Raw genomic sequence first — 18,608 nt, forward strand, 5'->3', positions numbered from 1 at the left:
TCCGGAGCTCCGGCACCATCTGTCGCTCCTTTCTGGTTCCACGACCGGCGAGGCGGGCGAATGCGTCAGGCGAAGTCGGGGCCCTGGAGAGTGACACCGTGAGCATCCTCGTGAAGGCGACGCCCCGAGTCTGGCTGCGCGGGGCGGTGGTCCTGCTGATCGCCGTCCCCTTGCTGGCCGGCGGCTTCGGGCCCTCGCGAGAGTCGCCGCCGGAGCCCGCGTCGCCCTCGGAGGCGGAATCGACCGCTGCGACGGACACGGCCGGTTTCGCCGCTCCCGCGATCCGCCCCCGCCTGATCCGACTCGCCTCGGGCACGCGATTCACCGACGTCCGGCCGCCCGCGGGCTGGAGCCATCTCGTCCTCAAGTCGACGCCCATGCTGAGCTCGGGCGCGCTGGACACGCTGTCGAAAGAGGCTTTCGAGACGGCCCGACGGATCCGGCTCGTGATCCTGGCGGACGTGGAGCGGACCTCGAACGAGGGGCCGTTCGCCCTGGCACGGGTCGGGGTCGGATTGGCCGCGCCGACCGTGGGCGAGCCCGGCGACGTGGTGGTCACCGCGACCAACGTGGGGGACGCCTCGGGCGAGTGGTCGACGAAGGAACGGATCATCCTCGCCGCAGGCTCTCGAGAACTTGGGCAGTCGACGCTCGCGGCGGCGACCCCCGGCTTCGCCCTGCTGCGGACGCCGACGACCTGCGTCTCGGGGAAGGAGCACGCGACCCTCGACGTGCTCTACGCGATGCTCCTCGACCCCGCGACGGGACGGCTCCGCCTCTTCGCCTGCAAGCCGTCGCCGGACGGCTCCGCGCCGGTGATCCGCGAACTGGACCCGCCGGCGATCGTGGACGGGCCGCTGCACGTCAAGGCGCGGACGTTCGCGGGCATCCCCGTCTCGTGGTCGTTCGCGATGATCGACGTCCCCGGGGGGGACGAGCGATCCGTCCCCCCCGAGCTGGCCCGGCTGATCGCCCCCGAACGCCTGGAGACGGCCGACGCCGTCGCGATCGAGTGGGCCTTCCGCGCGTTCGCCGAGCGGCCGGCCGTATCGCCGACCGCCCGGGCGGGATCGGCGGCCGGTCAGGGCGACTGAGCGGCCTTCTTATCGAGGAAGCCCTGGCCCTTGAGCCAGGTCTCGCAGAGCTTCGGCCAGGCCTGGAACGCGGGGTCGGGGCCGATGTTGAACTGCTTCGCGCCGGAACCCAGGCCCAGGCCGTGCTGGCCCTTCTCGAAGACGTGCAGCTCAAACGGGACGCCCGCCTTGCGCAGGGCCAGGGCGAACAGCAGGCTGTTCTCGGGCGGCACGGCCTTATCTTCGTTGGTGTGGGCGAGGAACGTCGGCGGGGTCTCGGGCGTCACCTGCTGCTCGTTCGAGTAGAACTTCAACAGGTCCTCGGGCGGGTTCTCCCCCAGCAGGTTCCGATTCGAGCCCTGGTGGGTGTACGGGGTCGCCATCGCGATCACCGGATAGATCAGCATCAGGCGGTCGGGTCGCGAGCTGATCCGCTCGATCGGGTCGTCGGAGTCGGGCTTGCCGGCGTCGAAGTGGGTCCCGCCCGTCGAGGCCAGGTGCCCCCCCGCCGAGAATCCCATCAGGCCGATCCGACCCGCGTCGACGCCCCATTTCGACGCTCCCTGGCGGACCACCCGGATCGCTCGGTTGACGTCGTGCATCATGGCCGGATGGTGATACTGGGGCGCGAGCCGGTACTTCAGCACGAACGCCGTGACCCCGATCGAGTTGAACCAATCGGCGACCTCCTTGCCCTCGTGGTCGATCGCCAGGCCGCCGTACCCGCCGCCGGGACAGACCACGACCGCCGAGCCCGTGGCGACGTCGGGCCGGGGGAGGAACACGGAAAGCGTCGGGACGTCCTTGGCAGGGTCGTCCCCCTTCGCGCCGGGAGCCCCCTCGGGCCAGAGTTTCACCACCTCGGACGCCCCGTCGAGCGGGTCGGCGGCCCTCGCGTCGACCAGGGCCATCGCCCCGAGGGCGGTCATCGCCAGCATTCCTCGTGCAAAGAAGTCTCGGCCGCGCACGATGTCACCTCCGCCTCTTGTCTGAGAACCTCTCCAAAGCTCGCAACGGCCCCGATCGTAGAAGATCGCCGGGGGCCCGGCAACCTCCCGCCGGCCCCCGCGCCAATTGCGTCCACCCCTGTCAAAACGGCAGTCCCCCTTGAGGACTCAACGACTGACTCAGGTCGTAATCAATTACCAAAACTAAACTTACGGCGATCACAAACCATCGGTACGCCACTTGCATTAATCGAGGGTCGAGTAAGCTCGGGAGTCGTTTTTGGCACGGCCCCCGCGTCGCGCCGGGACAGCGCCCTCGGCCGACACGTTCGAGTCGTCGATTGGAGAATCCACGTGGCGAAGATACTGGCATACGATGAAGAGGCCCGCCAGAAGCTGGCCAGCGGCGTCGGCAAGCTGGCCAAGGCGGTCCGCAGCACGCTGGGCCCGCGGGGGCGGAACGCCGTCATCGACAAGGGGTGGGGAGCCCCCACGGTGACCAAGGACGGGGTCTCCGTCGCCGAGGAGATCGAGCTGACCGATCCTTACGAGAACATGGGCGCGCAGCTCGTGAAGGAAGCGGCCTCGAAGACGTCGGACGCCGCGGGCGACGGCACGACCACGGCCACCGTGCTGGCCGAGGCCATCTTCAAGGAGGGCCTCAAGGCCCTGGCCGCCGGCGCCGACCCGATGGCGATCAAGCGCGGGATCGACAAGGCCGTCGCGGCCATCGTCGAGAACGTGAAGTCGCAGGCGAAGAAGATCAACGGCAAGAAGGAGATCGCCGAGGTCGCCGCCATCGCCGCCAACAACGACATGTCGATCGGCGAGAAGCTGGCCGACGCGTTCGAGAAGGTCGGCACCGACGGCGTGATCACCGTCGAGGAGGCCAAGGGCTTCGAGACGACGGTCGACGTGGTCGAGGGCATGCAGTTCGACCGCGGCTACCTGAGCCCGCACTTCGTCACCGACCAGGACCGGATGGAGGTCGTCCTCGAGGACGTCTACCTGCTGATCCACGAGGAGAAGGTCGGCTCGCCCACCAAGCTGATCCCCCTGCTCGAGAAGATCGCCAAGGCCAACAAGCCGCTGGTGATCATCGCCGAGGACGTCGAGGGCGAGGCGCTGGCGACCCTGGTCGTCAACAAGCTCCGCGGGATCCTCAAGGTCGCGGCCGTCAAGGCCCCCGGCTACGGCGACCGCCGCAAGGCCATGCTGGAGGACATCGCGATCCTCACCGGCGGCAAGGCCATCTTCAAGGACCTGGGTATCGACCTCGACGCCGTCCAGCTCACCGACCTCGGCCGCGCCCGCAAGGTGACCATCACCAGCGAGGCCACGACCATCGTCGAAGGGGCCGGGACCACCGAGGCCATCAAGGGCCGGGCCGACTCCATCCGCCGCGAGATCGGCACCACCGACAGCGAGTATGACAAGGAGAAGCTCCAGGAGCGGCTCGCCAAGCTCGCCGGCGGCATCGCCCAGATCAACGTCGGCGCCGCGACCGAGACCGAGATGAAGGAGCGCAAGGCGCTCGTCGAGGACGCCCTGCACGCCACCCGCGCCGCGATCGAGGAAGGCGTCGTCCCCGGCGGCGGCACCGCCCTGATCCGCGCCTCCAAGGCGATCGAGGGGCTCAAGGCGGACGGCGACGAGCAGTTCGGCATCGACATGATCCGTCGCGCCGCCGAGCAGCCCGCCCGCTACATCGCCGAGAACGCCGGCGTCGACGGCGCGGTCGTCGTCAACCGGGTCAAGAAGTCGACCGAGCCCAACTTCGGCTACAACGCCGACAACGGCGCCTGGGGCGACCTGCTGGAAGCCGGCGTCGTCGACCCGGCCAAGGTCACCCGCACCGCCCTGCAGAACGCCGCGTCGGTCGCCGGCCTGCTGCTCACCACCGAGTGCATGATCGCCGAGCCCCCGAAGAAGCCGGAAGCCGGCGGCGGCCACGACCATCACCACGGCGGCGGCATGGACCCGATGGGCGGCATGGGTGGCATGGGCGGCATGGGTGGCATGGGGATGATGTGAGCGACGCCCCGGCGTCGCCCCCCCGGGCCCCCCGCCGAAACCGGCGCGGGGCCCCGCCCGCAGCCCCGACGAACGATCCACGAACAATCATTCGATCCATTCGAGAAGACGAGAAGGAACACGGACAATGGCCACGCTGACGATTCGTCCCCTGGAAGACCGCGTCGTGATCCAGCAGATCGAGGCCGAGGAGAAGACGGCCGGCGGCATCGTCCTGCCGGACACCGCCAAGGAGAAGCCCCAGCGCGGCAAGGTCCTGGCGGTGGGCCCCGGCAAGCTCCTGGACTCCGGCGAACGGAGCCCGATCGGCGTCGAGGTGGGCGACGAGATCCTCTTCGGCAAGTACTCGGGGACCGAGATCAAGGTCGACGGCGAGGAGATCAAGATCCTCCGCGAGTCCGACATCCTGGCCAAGGTCGTCAAGTGAGCCGGGTCGCTTCGACCGGCCTGAACTCATCCCTGGTTCGAGGAGCTCCCTTCCGTGGCTAAGCAACTGCTCTTTTCCGACGCCGCCCGCCGCAAGCTGATGGAAGGCGTCGACGTCCTGGCCCAGGCCGTGGGCTCGACCCTCGGCCCCACGGGCCGGAACGTGATCCTCAGCAAGTCGTTCGGGGGGCCGCTGGTCACCAAGGACGGCGTCACGGTCTCCAAGGAGATCGAGCTGAAGGACCCGTTCGAGAACATGGGCGCCAAGCTCGTGAACGTCGTCGCGTCGAAGACGTCCGACGTCGCCGGCGACGGCACCACGACGGCGACCATCCTGGCCCGCGCCCTCTACCGCGAGGGGCTCAAGAACGTCACCGCCGGCGCCAACCCGACGGCGCTGCGGCGGGGCATCGAGAAGGCCGTCGAGGCGGCCGTCGCCGAGCTGCACGACAAGGTCTCGCGGCCGGTGTCGAAGAAGGAGGAGATCGCCCAGGTCGGCGCCATCTCCGCCAACAACGACCCCGAGGTCGGCCGGATGCTGGCCGACGCGGTCGAGAAGGTCGGCCGCGACGGCGTGATCACCGTCGAGGAGGGCAAGACCGCCTCGACGGCCCTCGAGTTCGTCGAGGGCATGCAGTTCGACAAGGGCTACCTGAGCCCCTACTTCGTCACCTCGCCCACCACGATGGAGGTCGTCTTCGAGGACGCCCTCATCCTGCTCCACGAGAAGAAGATCAGCAGCCTCCGCGAGCTGATCCCGCTCCTGGAGAAGGTGGCGCAGTCCGGCAAGCCGCTGCTGATCGTGGCCGAGGACGTCGAGGGCGAGGCGCTGGCGACCCTGGTCGTCAACAAGCTCCGCGGCATCCTGAACATCGCGGCCGTCAAGGCCCCCGGCTTCGGCGACCGCCGCAAGGCGATGCTCGGCGACATGGCCGTCCTCACCGGCGGCACGGTCATCAGCGAGGACCTCGGCCTCAAGCTGGAGAACCTCACGCTGGCCCAGCTCGGCCAGGCCCGCCAGATCAAGGTCGACAAGGACAGCACCACGATCATCCAGGGCGCCGGCAAGCGCGAGGAGATCCAGCGCCGGATCGACCAGCTCCGCCGCCAGATCGAGGAGACCGACAGCGAGTACGACAAGGAGAAGTTCCAGGAGCGGCTCGCCAAGCTCTCCGGGGGCGTCGCCCTGATCCGCGTCGGCGCCCCGACCGAGGCCGACATGAAGCAGACCAAGGCCCGCATCGAGGACGCCCTCCACGCCACCCGCGCGGCGGCCGAGGAAGGGATCGTCCCCGGCGGCGGCACCGCCCTGCTCCGCGTCGCCCCGGCCGTCGAGAAGCTGATCGAGACGCTCGAAGGCGACGAGAAGCTCGGCGCCCGGATCGTCCTCCGCGGCCTCGAGGAGCCCGTCCGCTACATCGCGTCGAACTCGGGCTACGACGGCGGCGTGATCGCCGACGAGGTCAAGGCCGGCTCGGCGTCGATGGGCTACGACGCCAACAAGGGCGAGTTCGTCGACATGTTCGAGGCCGGCATCATCGACCCCACCAAGGTCACCCGCACGGCCCTGCAGAACGCCTCCTCGATCGCCGGCCTGCTGCTGACGACCGAGGCCCTGATCACCAACCTGAAGGACGACGACAAGGAGAACGGCCCCCGCGTCGAGGGGTCCGTCCGCTGAGCCGAAGTCCCACCTGACCGCCCGAGGCCGGGGCGCGGGCTCGATCGATCGAGCGCCGCCCCGGCCCGTTTCGTTCCGACGCCCGCCCGTGCTCCGCCCCCGCCCCCGCCCGACCGGCACGGTCCGGCTGGGAGGACGCGGCCGCGCATGTTAAGATCTTGATTCTGGACTGGACAGGGGATCGCGCGCGGCTCAGAGAGGGCCGTCGCGACGCGTCCCGGGACCCCGACCGTCGAGACGCCGCGCCGATGGCATCCACCAAACGCGACCTGTACGAAGTCCTCGAGATCACGCGCGAGTCCTCGAACGAGGAGATCAAGCGCGCCTATCGGCAGATGGCGCTGAAGTTCCACCCCGACCGCAACCCGGGCGACAAGGAGGCGGAGCGGAAGTTCCGCGAGGCGGCCGAGGCCTACGACGTCCTCTCCGACGCCCAGAAGCGCCAGCGGTACGACCGCTACGGCCACGCCGGCCTCGACGGCGCGGCCTTCCACGACTTCCGCTCGGCCGACGACATCATGTCGACCTTCGGCGACATCTTCGGCGGCGGCCTGCTCGGCGACCTGTTCGGCGGCGGCGACCGGCGGCGGGGCCCCCGCCAGGGCCCCGACCTCCTGATGCGGCTGGAGATCAGCCTGAGCGAGGCCGCCCGGGGGACCACCCGGACCGTCGAGGTCAACCGCCAGGACTTCTGCGGCGAGTGCGGCGGCTCGGGCGCACGAAAGGGGACCGTCGCCTCCACCTGCAACTACTGCGGCGGCCGGGGCCAGGTCGTCCAGACCCGGGGCTTCTTCCAGGTCGCGACCACCTGCCCCTCCTGCGGCGGCGAGGGGGTCAAGATCACCGACCCCTGCCACTCCTGCCACGGCTCGGGGCGGCTCCCCCAGACGGCCAAACTCCAGGTCGACGTGCCGCCGGGCGTCGAGACCGGCATGCGGCTGCAGCTCCGCCAGCAGGGCGAGCTGGGCGACATGGGCGCCCCCCGCGGCAACCTCCAGATCCAGATCATGGTGCGCAAGCACGAGTTCTTCGAACGCCGCCGCAACGACCTGCTCTGCCAAGTCCCCATCAGCTTCGCCCAGGCCGCGCTCGGCGCCGAGGTCGAGGTCCCGACGCTCGAAGGGCCGGGCCGAGTCCAGGTCCCTCGCGGCACCCAGAGCGGCGACGCGATCCGGCTCAAGGGTCGCGGGATGCCCGACATCGGCGGCCGGGGCCGGGGCGACGAAATCGTCGAGGTGGTCGTCGAGACCCCGCGACACCTCACCCCACGCCAGGAGGAGCTGCTCCGCGAGTTCGCCGAGATCGAGCACTTGCAGGTCAGCCCCCGACGCAAGAGCTTCTTCGAGAAGCTCCGCGACTACTTCACCGAAGAGGACGAGCCCGAGGTCACCGCGCAGGCCTGAGGCGTCCGGGCCCCGCCCCCGCCCGCCCCTCGCCCGCCGCCCCCGTCGGGCCGTCGTACCGAATAAGTCCGCCCAGGCCAGGAGACCCGCACGATGTCCGACGCCTCCAACCGCCCCGAAGCCCCCCCCAGCGACGACCCGGCCGTCGAGCCGGGCGCCGAGCCCGGTGACGCGAGCCCGACCTCCGCCCTGGAGAAGGAGCGCGACGACGCCCGCGACCAGCTCCTGCGCACCCGCGCCGAGTTCGCGAACTACCAGAAGCGCAGCAAGCAGCAGGCCGAGACCGACCGCCTGTACGCCGTCGGCAACCTCGGCCGGGACCTGCTGGACGTCCTCGACAACCTGGAGCGCGCCACCGAAGCCATGCGGGGGACGGCCGCCGAGGGTGTCGCCTCCGGGCTCGACATGGTCCACAAGCAGTTTCTCGCCACGCTCGCCAAGTACGGCGTGGCGCCGATCGAGGCCCTGGGCCAGCCCTTCGACCCCAACTTCCACGAGGCCCTGATGCAGCAGCCCTCCGCCGACGTCCCCGAGGGGACCGTCGTCGCCGAGCTGGGCAAGGGCTACCGGATCCACGAACGCGTGCTCAGGCCCAGCAAGGTCGCCGTCTCGGTCAAGCCCTGACGCGGAGGAACGCCATGCCCACCTACGACTACATCTGCGACGCCTGCGGCCACGAATTCGAGGCCTACGAGTCGATCAAGGCCGACCCCCAGACCCTCTGCCCGGGCTGCGAGAAGCACACCCTCCGTCGCAAGATCGGCCCCGGCGCGGCCATCCTGTTCAAGGGCTCGGGCTTCTACCAGACCGACTACCGCAGCGACTCGTACAAGAAGGCCGCCAAGGCCGACTCCTCCGGCGGCGGATCGTCGTCCGGCTCCGGTTCCGGCGGCGACGCGGCGAAGCCGGCGCCCCCGGCGTTCCCGAGCGCCCCGACCCCCTCCGGCGGCGGGTCGGCCGGATGATCAAAGGCCGCTGCCCGACCTGCTCGAAGGCCTTCGAGATCGACCGGATCGACGACCTGCCGTCGTTCCCGTTCTGCTCCGACCGCTGCCGCCTCGTCGATCTCGGTCGCTGGATCGACGAGGCGCACGTCATCCCCGGCCCTCCGGTCGAACTGGACGAGGAGGACGCCGAGGGACCGGCGCGACGATCCGAGATGAACGGCCGTCACCAGGACGATTGACGGTCGCTCGCGTCGCTCGCTCGATTCAGTACTGGTCGGCCGAGACGATCTCGCGGCCGGACGACGTGCTCAGGGACCGCCAGACCTGGATGGCGATCTCGTTCCGGATGAACCGCACGCCGCCGTCCGCGGTCGCCGCGTTGACGCCTCCCGGATGGCGGCTTCGCGCGGCGTAGTTGTCCGGCAGGGCGGTGGTCGTCCCCACGCACGGCGGGTTGGGCTTCCGGCTGGAACAGTAGAAGGGGCTGAACAGGACGTCGGGGAAGGAGCTGTTGGGGGCGAGGAACGCCTCGAACCCCGCGGCGTCCCCCCACCACGAGAAACCGCGCAGGTCACGCCCCTGGCCGACCACGACCTCGGACGCCAGCAGCGTCGAGCTGAGGCCGTCGGTCAGCGCGGCGAAGCCGACGGTCCGCTTCCCGGGCTGCAGTTGGTCGGTCAATGGCGCGCCCACGTCCACGAACGGCGCGCCCCCGAACTTCACGTCCTGGAAATCGACCTGCGTCTGGATCGAGTTGCCGAAGTTGACCGCGTAATTCTGCGACGTGCACGCGAAGGTCGCGCCGTGCATCGTCTCGGAGATCGGCGCGTTGCGGCCGTCGCTCGGGCAGAGGTAGACGCCCACCCATTGCGAGGTCACGGTGCGATTGGCCGTCCCGAAGTAGCGAAGGTCCTCGTCGAGCTGCGCGGGCCAGCCGGGGGCGTTGGTCCCGCCCTGGTTCCAGGCGTTGTACAGGGGCTGCTGTTCGAGATGGGGCAAAACGAAGATCAGCCAGGTCCCCCAGCAGCATCCCTTTTTCCCCGGCGGGAGGACGCCGTGCACGTCGTGATAGTTGTGCATCCCCAGGCCGATCTGCTTGAGGTTGTTCACGCACTGGGCGCGTCGGGCCGCCTCGCGGGCCGCCTGGACGGCGGGCAGGAGCAGGGCGATGAGCACCGCGATGATCGCGATGACCACCAGCAGCTCGATCAGCGTGAAGCCCCTTCGGCCGTCGCTCGTCGCATTCATCGGCGTCTCCCCGCGTGGCGATGTCCGTCCCCGGCCCCCGCCCGATCAGCGGGGGACGGCTCCAGTGGCGATGTCGAATCGCAGATGGTTCGGCTCGTCCGCCCGGATCTCGATCATGCGCGTCGATTTCGCATTGTAGTCCTCCGGGATCTTCTCGATCATCGACCTGGGCTTCTTGTCCGAGGCCCCTCGCGGGGGCGGCGCCTGCTCGCGACTGCTCGCGTAGATGCGGACGCGGTAGCTCCCCGGGGCCGGCCCTTCTGGCCTGGCGATCGTAAAGGCCCCCGCCCTGATCGTCGAGCCGACCGCGGTGGGCGGCCCGGAAGGTCCCGGCTCCAGCATGATCGCACCCGCGTCAAGGGGCCGGCCGTCCACGATCACCTCGCCCGTCACCTCGACTCGTCCCAGGGGGTCCGGCTCGGAACAGCCCGCGATCAACGCGAGGAGCGCCGGGAACAGGAAGCGAGACGCGCCTCGGTCGAGCGATTCTCTCGGGGATCTCCCGGATATTGAAGGCATCCGGCCTCATCCTTGCGAGAAGGTCGGCGTGCATGCGACGTCACGTGACGATGCGATGCCCGTTCGATCATGGTCGGGCTCGCCTCGGATTTCCAGGCAATTTGAAAAGATGAACCCGCGAGGCCCTCGGCGTGCAGAACAATGATACAAGAATGGAGATCAGCTTCGACCGGAAAGATCCGAGCGAGCCCCGATATATGTTGCTAGACGATCCCCAACTCCTGGCCCGATTCAAGGATGGATCCGACCCCGAGGCGTTCGCCGCCCTGGTAGCCCGGCACGGGCCCACGGTGTTGCGGGTCTGTCGGACGATCCTCCCGGACGTCCACCACGCCGAGGATGCGTTCCAGGCCACGTTCCTGACGCTCTTCCAGAAGGCCGCGGCGATCCAGGATCCCGACGCCTTGCGGGGCTGGCTCTGCGGCACGGCCTACAAGACGGCCTCCCGGATCCGCAAGCGGTCGATCCGGCAAGCCCAGCGGGAGCGGGCCACGGAAGTGGACCCCAGCGACGGCGGCCAGGCCCCCGGGACGGACTACGAACTTTTCCTGCTCGTCCGCGAGGAGCTGGATCGGCTGCCCGAGAAGTACCGGGCGCCGCTGATCCTCTGCTACCTGGAAGGGCTCACGCACGAGGAGGCCGCGGCCCAGCTCGAATGGGCCTCGGGCACGGTCAAGGTCCGGCTCGTCCGAGGCCGCAAGCTGCTCCGAGAGCGACTCGACCGCCGAAAGGTGGCCCTCGCCTCGGGACTGATCCTCCTGTGGAGGCGCGAGGCGGGAGCCACCGCGCCGGACCTTCTGGAATCCACGCTCCAGGCGACGTCCGTCGTGCGAAACACGGAACCGATCCGGCACGCCGCCGAGGCCCCGCGGCCTTACGGCCGGCTCGGCTCCTCGTCCTCCGGCTGGGCGGCGATCTGCCGCGCGGTCTTCATCCTGGCCGTCGCCGCCGCGGTCGCGGCGACCGCCGCCGCCGCCGTCATCCTCCCCACATCTCCGACGCCGGCGGCCGAGGATTTAGAGGATCTGCCGGCGAACCTGACCGACGTTCTCGGCGTGCACTGCACCTGACCCGAAGCCGCTCCTTTCGGGGCGGCGACCGTCCAAACGTCGCCCGCCGCCCCGTCGAATCGCCCCGGCCCCCTCGCCGGGCTAGCCCCAGCACACGCCTCGACGGCCGCGCCGCGGCCATGCGGACTGTTTCATCCAGATCGTATCATAATTTCATTTTTTCATCGATTCTCCGCCTCGCCTCGCACGCCTCGACTCGACGCCAAGGACGAAAACCACCAGGAGTTTCCGAGATGAAGATGGACAGCCAGGAAGACGCCGGATCGGAATCCCGCCCCCGCGACGGACGCCGGTCCTTCATGAAGTCGGCGATGGCCGCGGCCACGATCCCGGCCGCGGCGGCGGCCCTCTCGCGATCGGCCGAGGGCGCCACGAACCCCAACTACCTGCCGACCCTGTACCGGGGCTGGAACGCCAAGAACTTCTACACCATCAAGGACGACGAGAACGAACACGTCGAGGCGATCGTCGCCACGCTGGGCGCCCTGGCGCGACCCAAGCCGACCTTCCGTAACCTGATCCAGCCCAACGCGCAGGCGTTCGCGAACGTCTCGCGGGTGCTGGAGAACGTCGGCGTCGGCGCCTACCTCGGCGCCCTGCCGCTGATCCAATCGCAGGCGTACGTGGCGGCCGCCGGCTCGATCGCGCTGATCGAGGCCCGGCACGCCGGCTACCTCAATACGCTCCTGAATCAGAATATCAACCTGAACGCCGAGGGCGAGACGTCGAGCTTCGACCAGCCCCTGACCCCGGAGCGGGTCGTCGAGCTGGCCGGGCCGTTCATCGCCGACCTGAACGGCGGTCCGCCGCTCCTCCCCTTGATGAACGACGTGGACATCTTCAACTTCGCGCTGGCGCTCGAGTACCTCGAGGCCGAGTTCTACAACCTCAACGTCCCGCGCTTCTTCTGAGCCCGGGACGCGCGGAGCTTTCATCTCGCCCCGGCGTCGTCGGCGGACCGAGCCAACCCGATCCGTCGGCCCGCCGGGGCGAGCCGTTCCCCTTCATCCCCCCACGTCGTCATCATCGGGAGCCTTCCAAACCATGCCCGCTTCATACGTGTTCCCGCGTCGTCCGCTCCTCGCGGCGGCCGTCCTCGCCGTCGCGTTCGCCCTGATCGCGGCCCCGGCCCGCGCGGGCGACGCCGTGTCAGCCCCGGAGATCGAGTCGTTCCTGGGCCTCTCCACGGACGCCCTCCAGGGCATCGGCGGCCCGGCCTTCAACGGATCGGCCCTGCGGACGAGCTTCACGGCCGCCGCGGGCGACGTGCTCTCGTTCCGGTTCAACTTCCTGACGAACGAGGACCCGGACCTCCTGGGCGACCTGATCAACGATTTCGCCTTCATCACCCTGAATGGCGCCGACCCGACCGTGATCGCCGAGGTGGCGACGACCCCGTTCGCCGCCGCTTCGTCCACGCTCTTCTCGGTGGAGTCCGGGCTCCTGTCGTTCTCGACGACGCTGGCCGCGTCGGGTGTCTACACGTTGGGCCTGGGCGTCGTCAACGTGGTCGACGAGTTGTTGTCCTCCGCCCTCCTCCTGGACGATTTCCGGATCAACGGCGTCGGATTGTCGGGCGGCGGCTTCGAGTCCGGCTCCCTGACCGACTTCGAAGGCCTCGGCGCGTTCGCGATCGTCGGCGGAGCGATCGGCTCGCCGGCCCCCGAGGGGAGTTCCCAGCTTTTCCTGAGCAACGGATCAACGGCCGTGCCCGAGCCGGCCGGCGTGGTCTCGCTCCTCGTCGGGGCTTCCGGCCTGGCGGCCGGCGCGACGTATCGCGCCCGGAAGGCGACGCCTCGAGACTGACCCTTTCGACTCGCCTTCGAAACGAGGACGCCCCGCTCCCCGAGACATCGGAGGGCGGGGCGTCGCGTCGGTTCGAAACCAGCGGCCCGGCCGGCGGTCAAATGTGGACGGATTCACCCAGGCCCTGGCCGGCCGCCTCCATGATCGACTCGGAGAACGTCGGGTGCGGGTGCATCGCGTGGACGATCTCCTCCTCGGTGGCCTCCAGCCGCATGGCCATGACCATCTCGGAGATCATCTCGGTGGCGACCGCCCCGATGATGTGGGCGCCCAGCAGCTCGCCGTATTTCTTGCCGAAGATCAGCTTGACGAAGCCCTCGCTCTCGCCGGCGGCCAGGGCGCGGCCGCTGAACGCGAACGGGAACTTGCCGATGCGGATCTCGTGGCCCGCCTCGCGCGCCGCCTTCTCGGTCAGGCCCACGCTGGCGACGCCCGGCTCGGTATAGGTGCAGCCGGGAATGATCGAGTAATCCACCGTGTGCTTCGAGTGGCCGGCGATCCGCTCGACGCAGTAGACCGCCTCGTGGTGGGCGACGTGCGCCAGCCAGGGGGGGCCGATGACGTCGCCGACGGCGTAGATTCCCGGCACGTTGGTGGCGAAGCCGTTCTCGCGGTCGACCTTGATGTGGCCCCGGTCGATCTCGACCTTCACCTCGGGCGCGAACAGGCCCTCGACGTTCCCGGTCACGCCGATGGCGACCAGCGCCACGTCGGCCTCGATCGTCTTCTTGCCCTGCGGCGTCTCGATCTCGGCCTTCACGCCCTTGGCGGACTTCTCCAGCTTCGTGGTCTTGGAGCTGGTGTGGATCTCCAGGCCCTTGGCAACGAGGCTCTTCTTCAGGGTGTCGGAGACCTCCTCGTCCTCGATCGGCAGGACGCGGTCGAGCATCTCGACGACCGTGACCTTGGTGCCGATGGCGTTGTAGAAGTAGCCGAACTCCAGGCCGATGGCCCCCGCGCCGATGATGAGCATCGACTTGGGCTGGGCCTCCAGCGACATCGCCTCCTTCGACGTGATGACGGTCTTGCCGTCGAACTCGACGCCGGGGAACGGCCGGGGCCGGGCGCCGGTGGCGATCACGATCGCGTCGGCCGTGACCACCTCGTCGCCGACCTTGACCTTGCCCGGCGCGATCACCTGGGCGACGCCGAACTTCGACTTGACCTTGTACTTGCGGAAGAGCCCCTCGATGCCCTTGTTGAGCTGACCGGCGACGCCTCGGCTGCGGCCGATCATCTCGCCGAAGTTCCACTCGCCCTTGCCGTGATAGCCGAACCGTTCGCCGTGGCGCTTGACCATCTCGACGAGGTGGGCGTTGGAGAGGAGGGCCTTGGTGGGGATGCATCCCCAGTTGAGGCAGACGCCGCCGAGCTTGTCGCGCTCGATGCAGAGCACGTTCTTGCCGAGCTGCGCCGCCCGGATCGCCCCGGCGTATCCGGCGGGGCCGCCGCCGATCACCACGATGTCGTAGTCGTTGGCCATGTTCGTGTTCGCCGCATTTCCAGAAAGGGGGTGTATCGAAAGCCGCCCTCGCGCCGGCCCGGCTTGGCTCGTCTCGGCCGACCTCCGGCCTCCTGCGCGACATTATACGGGAGGACGGGCCCGGCGGGGCCCGAAGCGCGACGGCCCCGCCTCCGGGCTCGCGAGGTCGGCGAGGGCCGGGGCGGGGCCTACGTGCGCGATCGGCGGGATCAGAGCAGCATCCGCGCCGGCTCTTCGAGCAGGTTCTTGAGCGTCCGCATGAAGTCGGCGGCCGTCGCGCCGTCGACCGCGCGGTGGTCGGCGCTGAGGGTCAGCGACATCACCGTTCCGACGACGATGGCGTCGCCCTCGACGACCGGCCGCTTTTCGGCGGCGGAGACGGCCAGGATGGCGACCTCGGGCAGGTTGATGATGGCGTCGAACTGCTTGACGCCGTACATGCCCAGGTTGCTGATCGTGAAGGTCCCGCCCGAGAGCTGATCGCCCGATAGGTTGCCCCCGCGCGCCGCGGCGGCCAGGGCCTCGCTACCCTTGCGGACCTCGATCAGGCCCATCTGGTCGGCGTGGTGGAGGACCGGGACGATGAGCCCTTCCTCCAGGGCCACGGCGATCCCGATGTTCACCTCGCCGCGGCGGGTGATGGCGTCGGGCTCGAACGTGGCGTTCAGGGCCGGGTGGCGGCGGAGCGAGACGGCGACCGCCTTGGTCACGAAGTCGCCGACCGAGAGCTTCACCTTCTCGGCGGCCAGCTCCTTGTTCAGCGTCTCGCGGAGGGCGACGAGCTTGTCGACCCGGACGTCCACGGTGACGTGGATCTCCGGCGCGGTCTGCTTGGACTGCGACATCCGCTGGGCGATCGTCTTGCGCATCCGCGAGTTGGGGATGCGCTGCTCCTGCAGCGGCGCGGTGGAGATCCGCGCGGCGGGGCGGGGCGGCACGGCCGCCGGTTGGGGCGAGGCGGCCGGGGCCTTCGCGGCGGCCGGGGACGCCCCCCTGTCCTTGCCCTTGCCGGCGAGGAACTCCTCGACGTCGCGGCGGACGACCCGGCCGCCGGGGCCGGTCCCCTTCACGCGGGCGATGTCGATCCGGGCCTCGGCGGCGATCTTGCGGGCGAGCGGGCTGGACCGCACGCGGCCGCCGGTGCCGACGGCCGCCAGCTCATCCTCGTCGTCCTCGACCTCGGGCTCGGCCTCGGGGGCCGGCGCCTCGGCGGGCTTGCGCTTGCCGTTCTCGCCGGAGGCCGCGGCGGGCGCCTGGCCCTCGGCCTTCGGGTCGGCCTTTTTGGCGCCGCCGCCCAGGCCGGCGGCGACTTGCTTCGGGTCCTCGCCCTTCTTGGCGAGGACCATCACGCGATCGCCCAACGCGACCTCGTCGCCGGCCTCGTGGTCGATGTGGGCGATGACGCCGTCCTCATACGACTTCATCTGCATCGTGGCCTTGTCGGTCTCGATGTCGGCCAGGACGTCGCCTTCCTTGATCGCGTCCCCCACCTTGACCAGCCACTGCGCGATGACCCCGCTCTCCATCGTGGGGCTGAGCTTGGGCATTGTCACTTCGATCGGCACGAGTCGGCTCCTCGGGGCCGTTGCGAAGGCCCCCTCGCTCTGTCGAAGAGCGGAAAAATCGTGTTGGTTGCGGGTCAGGTCAGCGGTAGACCACGTCGTTGACGGCGGCCAGGATCCGCGGCACGGACGGCAGCATCGAGGCTTCGAGCTGCTTGTTGTACGGGGCCGGCGCGTCGGCCGAGGCCACGCGGAGGATCGGGGCGTCCAGCTCGTCGAACACCTCGCGAGTGATCCGGTCGGAGACGCCGGCGCCGAGCCCGCAGTACGGCCAGTCTTCCTCGACGATCACGGCGCGGTGGGTCTTCGAGACCGACTGCACCAGGGTCTCGATGTCGAGCGGGCGGATGCTGCGGAGGTCGATCACCTCGGCCTCCACCCCCTTGGCGGCCAGCTCCTCGGCCGCGGCCAGGGTCGTCTTGAGCGAGCGCGAGTAGGTGATCAGGGTCACGTCCGCGCCCGGACGACGGATCTCGGCCTTGCCGAACGGGACGACGTGGTCGCCGTCGGGGATCTCGCCGCGCTCGTGGTAGAGCACCTCGTGCTCGATGAAGACGACCGGGTCGTCGGAGCGGACGGCCGTCTTGAGCAGGCCCTTGGCGTCGGCCGGGGTGGCCGGCATGACGACGGTCAAGCCGGGGATCTGGGCGTACCAGGCCTCCAGCCGGTGCGAGTGGGTGGCCCCCAGGCTGCCGGCCATCCCCGAGCTGCCGCGGAAGACGATCGGCACCGAAAACTGGCCGCCGCTCATGTAGCGCATGTTGGCGGCGTTGTTGACGATCTGGTCGATCGCCACCAGGCTGAAGCTGAACGTCATGAACTCGATGATCGGCCGCAGCCCGACCATCGCCGCGCCGATGCCGATGCCGGCGAAGCCTTCCTCGGAGATCGGGGTGTCGATCACGCGGCGGGGCCCGAACTTCTTGAGCATCCCCTGGCTGACCTTGTAGGCGCCGTCGTACTCGGCGACCTCCTCGCCCATCAGGAACACGCGATCGTCGCGCTCCATCTCCTCGGTCATCGCCTGGTTGAGCGCCTCTCGATACGAAAAAACCGCCATGATCACTCCTGCGGGATGAAGGGGGCCACCGTGATGTCTTCGTAGAGGGCCTCGAGGGGCGGGTTCTCGCTCTTCTCGGCGAACTCGATCGCCTCCTCGATCTCGGCCTTGACCTCCTCGCGCATCGCTTCGAAGGCCTCGTCGTCGATCCAGCCGCGCTCCTTGAGGACGGCCTCGTAGCGGATGATCGGGTCTTTCTTCATGTAGCTGTCCAGCTCGTCGCGGAGCCGGTACTTGCCCGGGTCGCTGATCGAGTGGCCCTTGTGGCGGTAGGTCAGGGCCTCGATGAAGCTCGGCCCCTCGCCGGCGCGGGCGTGCTCGACGGCCTCCAGCGTGGTGCGGGCCATCAGCTCGATGTCGTTGCCGTCGATCTTGTGGCCGGGGATGCCGTACGGCGTGGCGCAGCGGATGGTCAGGTCCTGGTGCGAGCTGGAGCGGACCAGCGACGTGCCCATCGCGTAGAGGTTGTTCTCGACGATGTAGATGACCGGCAGCTTCCACAGGGCGGCCATGTTCAGGGCCTCGTGGACGCTCCCCTGGTTGATGGCGCCGTCGCCCAGGTAGCAGAGGGCCACCCGGTCCTCGCCGCGGTACTTGCTGGCGAAGGCGAAGCCCGCCGCCAGCGGGATGTGGCTGCCGACGATCGCGTGGCCCCCCATCATCCCCTTCGGGGCGTCGAAGAAGTGCATCGAGCCCCCCTTGCCCTTGGAGCAGCCCGTCACCTTGCCCAGCAGCTCGGCCATGCCGGCCCTCGCCGTCATGCCCAGGGCCAGGGCGTGGCCGTGGTCGCGGTAGGCGGTGATCACCCAGTCGTCCTCGCGGAGGACGCCGATCGACCCCACCGCCACCGGCTCCTGGCCGCTGTACTGGTGGAAGAATCCGCCGATCTTGTTGCCCTTCTGGTAGAGCATCTCCGCCCGTTCCTCGAACCGGCGGATCAGCAGCATCTGTCGGAGCCAGTCCAAGGCGCGGGACTTGTCGACGATCGGCTGCGCTTCCGTTTGCACTGAGGCCATAACAACCAGACTCCTGAGTGAACGGCGGACCAAGCGGATGCCGGTGGGGCCGGCGACGGCGAGTTCGGAAGGCCGATCCGTCGGCGATCGCGGGGCGGCGGGGAGGAGCTTCGCGCGCGAATCGCCCGCCCGAGGGGGCGATGATTCTTCTTTCCCGGGCCCGGGACCTCTGCGGCTCAAACAGGGCAAGCCGCGACCGGGCCGGATTCCAGGTCCACCGTCCGCCGATTATGTTTGATCAGCTCATCTTATCCGAAAGATCCAGACCTCCGCCAGGCAGGAAGGCGCGAACCCGTCGGCCCCGCCGCCTGTCCCAAACCTTCCCCCTCCTCG

General features: G+C 69.4%; 18 protein-coding genes. 11 read left to right on the forward strand and 7 right to left on the reverse strand.

Annotation, left to right across the window (positions count from 1 at the left end; genetic code table 11):
- Positions 1-98 precede the first annotated feature (98 nt).
- On the forward strand, positions 99-1,094 hold the full coding sequence (locus tag G6O68_RS16200; protein WP_165249654.1) for a hypothetical protein: 996 nt from the start codon (positions 99-101) through the stop codon (positions 1,092-1,094).
- Here G6O68_RS16200 and G6O68_RS16205 read toward each other — a convergent pair.
- Complete coding sequence (locus G6O68_RS16205) at positions 1,082-2,002, reverse strand: alpha/beta hydrolase (protein WP_165249656.1); 921 nt, start codon at positions 2,000-2,002, stop codon at positions 1,082-1,084. The genes G6O68_RS16200 and G6O68_RS16205 overlap by 13 nt on opposite strands.
- A gap of 372 nt (positions 2,003-2,374) precedes the next feature.
- Between G6O68_RS16205 and groL (G6O68_RS16210) the strand changes: the two genes are divergently transcribed.
- From groL (G6O68_RS16210) to G6O68_RS16240, 7 genes are all read left to right on the forward strand, one after another.
- Positions 2,375-4,054: a chaperonin GroEL gene (groL, locus tag G6O68_RS16210; protein ID WP_165249659.1), complete on the forward strand. Its 1,680-nt coding sequence runs from the start codon at positions 2,375-2,377 to the stop codon at positions 4,052-4,054.
- Positions 4,055-4,181: 127 nt separating this feature from the next.
- Positions 4,182-4,481: a co-chaperone GroES gene (groES, locus tag G6O68_RS16215; RefSeq protein WP_165249662.1), complete on the forward strand. Its 300-nt coding sequence runs from the start codon at positions 4,182-4,184 to the stop codon at positions 4,479-4,481.
- 54 nt (positions 4,482-4,535) lie between these two features.
- Positions 4,536-6,161 (forward strand): chaperonin GroEL, encoded by a 1,626-nt coding sequence (gene groL, locus G6O68_RS16220; protein WP_165249664.1) that lies wholly within the window; start codon positions 4,536-4,538, stop codon positions 6,159-6,161.
- Between the two features lie 248 nt (positions 6,162-6,409).
- Positions 6,410-7,564 carry a molecular chaperone DnaJ gene (gene dnaJ, locus G6O68_RS16225; RefSeq protein ID WP_165249666.1) on the forward strand — a complete coding sequence of 385 codons (1,155 nt, stop codon included), beginning with the start codon at positions 6,410-6,412 and terminating at the stop codon, positions 7,562-7,564.
- 93 nt (positions 7,565-7,657) lie between these two features.
- The gene (gene grpE, locus G6O68_RS16230; RefSeq protein ID WP_165249668.1) at positions 7,658-8,188 is read left to right on the forward strand and encodes a nucleotide exchange factor GrpE; all 531 of its coding nucleotides are present in this window, start codon (positions 7,658-7,660) and stop codon (positions 8,186-8,188) included.
- Positions 8,189-8,202: 14 nt separating this feature from the next.
- On the forward strand, positions 8,203-8,529 hold the full coding sequence (locus tag G6O68_RS16235; RefSeq protein WP_165249670.1) for an FmdB family zinc ribbon protein: 327 nt from the start codon (positions 8,203-8,205) through the stop codon (positions 8,527-8,529).
- The gene (locus G6O68_RS16240; RefSeq protein ID WP_165249672.1) at positions 8,526-8,750 is read left to right on the forward strand and encodes a DNA gyrase inhibitor YacG; all 225 of its coding nucleotides are present in this window, start codon (positions 8,526-8,528) and stop codon (positions 8,748-8,750) included. Before G6O68_RS16235 ends, G6O68_RS16240 begins: the two co-directional genes overlap by 4 nt.
- A 25-nt stretch (positions 8,751-8,775) precedes the next feature.
- On the opposite strand, the gene G6O68_RS16245 is transcribed toward G6O68_RS16240, so the two are convergent.
- Positions 8,776-9,759 carry a DUF1559 domain-containing protein gene (locus G6O68_RS16245; protein WP_165249674.1) on the reverse strand — a complete coding sequence of 328 codons (984 nt, stop codon included), beginning with the start codon at positions 9,757-9,759 and terminating at the stop codon, positions 8,776-8,778.
- 45 nt (positions 9,760-9,804) lie between these two features.
- Entirely contained in the window at positions 9,805-10,278 is a 474-nt protein-coding gene (locus G6O68_RS16250; RefSeq protein ID WP_165249676.1) for a hypothetical protein, read from the reverse strand.
- A gap of 197 nt (positions 10,279-10,475) precedes the next feature.
- Here G6O68_RS16250 and G6O68_RS16255 point away from each other — a divergent pair, with 197 nt between their 5' ends.
- The 3 genes from G6O68_RS16255 (at position 10,476) to G6O68_RS16265 (ending at position 13,154) form a co-directional block, all read left to right on the forward strand.
- On the forward strand, positions 10,476-11,348 hold the full coding sequence (locus tag G6O68_RS16255) for an RNA polymerase sigma factor (protein ID WP_165249678.1): 873 nt from the start codon (positions 10,476-10,478) through the stop codon (positions 11,346-11,348).
- A 233-nt stretch (positions 11,349-11,581) separates the two neighbouring features.
- Entirely contained in the window at positions 11,582-12,259 is a 678-nt protein-coding gene (locus G6O68_RS16260) for a ferritin-like domain-containing protein (protein ID WP_165249680.1), read from the forward strand.
- Positions 12,260-12,392: 133 nt separating this feature from the next.
- The gene (locus tag G6O68_RS16265; protein ID WP_165249682.1) at positions 12,393-13,154 is read left to right on the forward strand and encodes a hypothetical protein; all 762 of its coding nucleotides are present in this window, start codon (positions 12,393-12,395) and stop codon (positions 13,152-13,154) included.
- Positions 13,155-13,251: 97 nt separating this feature from the next.
- Here the strand turns inward: G6O68_RS16265 and lpdA are convergent, their stop codons facing one another.
- The 4 genes from lpdA to pdhA all read right to left on the reverse strand — a co-directional run bounded on the left by lpdA (position 13,252) and on the right by pdhA (position 18,275).
- Entirely contained in the window at positions 13,252-14,637 is a 1,386-nt protein-coding gene (gene lpdA / locus G6O68_RS16270) for a dihydrolipoyl dehydrogenase (protein WP_165249684.1), read from the reverse strand.
- Positions 14,638-14,846: 209 nt separating this feature from the next.
- Positions 14,847-16,202, reverse strand: coding sequence for a dihydrolipoamide acetyltransferase family protein (locus G6O68_RS16275; protein WP_165249685.1), 1,356 nt, complete (start codon positions 16,200-16,202; stop codon positions 14,847-14,849).
- A 79-nt stretch (positions 16,203-16,281) separates the two neighbouring features.
- Entirely contained in the window at positions 16,282-17,262 is a 981-nt protein-coding gene (locus G6O68_RS16280; RefSeq protein ID WP_390625385.1) for a pyruvate dehydrogenase complex E1 component subunit beta, read from the reverse strand.
- Positions 17,262-18,275, reverse strand: coding sequence for a pyruvate dehydrogenase (acetyl-transferring) E1 component subunit alpha (gene pdhA / locus G6O68_RS16285; RefSeq protein ID WP_165249687.1), 1,014 nt, complete (start codon positions 18,273-18,275; stop codon positions 17,262-17,264). The genes G6O68_RS16280 and pdhA overlap by 1 nt, the downstream gene beginning before the upstream one ends.
- Between the last annotated feature and the right edge of the window lie 333 nt (positions 18,276-18,608).

Source organism: Paludisphaera soli (assembly GCF_011064595.1).
In the GTDB taxonomy this organism is placed as follows: Bacteria; Planctomycetota; Planctomycetia; order Isosphaerales; family Isosphaeraceae; genus Paludisphaera; species Paludisphaera soli.

What these genes read in the sequence shown, in the direction of transcription:
- G6O68_RS16245 (WP_165249674.1), bottom strand. Translation starts at nt 9,759, where the DNA reads ATGAATGCGACGAGCGACGGCCGAAGGGGCTTCACGCTGATCGAGCTG.
- groES (WP_165249662.1), top strand. Translation starts at nt 4,182, where the DNA reads ATGGCCACGCTGACGATTCGTCCCCTGGAAGACCGCGTCGTGATCCAG.
- lpdA (WP_165249684.1), bottom strand. Translation starts at nt 14,637, where the DNA reads ATGGCCAACGACTACGACATCGTGGTGATCGGCGGCGGCCCCGCCGGA.
- grpE (WP_165249668.1), top strand. Translation starts at nt 7,658, where the DNA reads ATGTCCGACGCCTCCAACCGCCCCGAAGCCCCCCCCAGCGACGACCCG.
- G6O68_RS16235 (WP_165249670.1), top strand. Translation starts at nt 8,203, where the DNA reads ATGCCCACCTACGACTACATCTGCGACGCCTGCGGCCACGAATTCGAG.
- G6O68_RS16205 (WP_165249656.1), bottom strand. Translation starts at nt 2,002, where the DNA reads ATGACCGCCCTCGGGGCGATGGCCCTGGTCGACGCGAGGGCCGCCGAC.
- G6O68_RS16250 (WP_165249676.1), bottom strand. Translation starts at nt 10,278, where the DNA reads ATGCCTTCAATATCCGGGAGATCCCCGAGAGAATCGCTCGACCGAGGC.
- G6O68_RS16240 (WP_165249672.1), top strand. Translation starts at nt 8,526, where the DNA reads ATGATCAAAGGCCGCTGCCCGACCTGCTCGAAGGCCTTCGAGATCGAC.
- G6O68_RS16255 (WP_165249678.1), top strand. Translation starts at nt 10,476, where the DNA reads ATGTTGCTAGACGATCCCCAACTCCTGGCCCGATTCAAGGATGGATCC.
- G6O68_RS16265 (WP_165249682.1), top strand. Translation starts at nt 12,393, where the DNA reads ATGCCCGCTTCATACGTGTTCCCGCGTCGTCCGCTCCTCGCGGCGGCC.
- pdhA (WP_165249687.1), bottom strand. Translation starts at nt 18,275, where the DNA reads ATGGCCTCAGTGCAAACGGAAGCGCAGCCGATCGTCGACAAGTCCCGC.
- dnaJ (WP_165249666.1), top strand. Translation starts at nt 6,410, where the DNA reads ATGGCATCCACCAAACGCGACCTGTACGAAGTCCTCGAGATCACGCGC.
- G6O68_RS16260 (WP_165249680.1), top strand. Translation starts at nt 11,582, where the DNA reads ATGAAGATGGACAGCCAGGAAGACGCCGGATCGGAATCCCGCCCCCGC.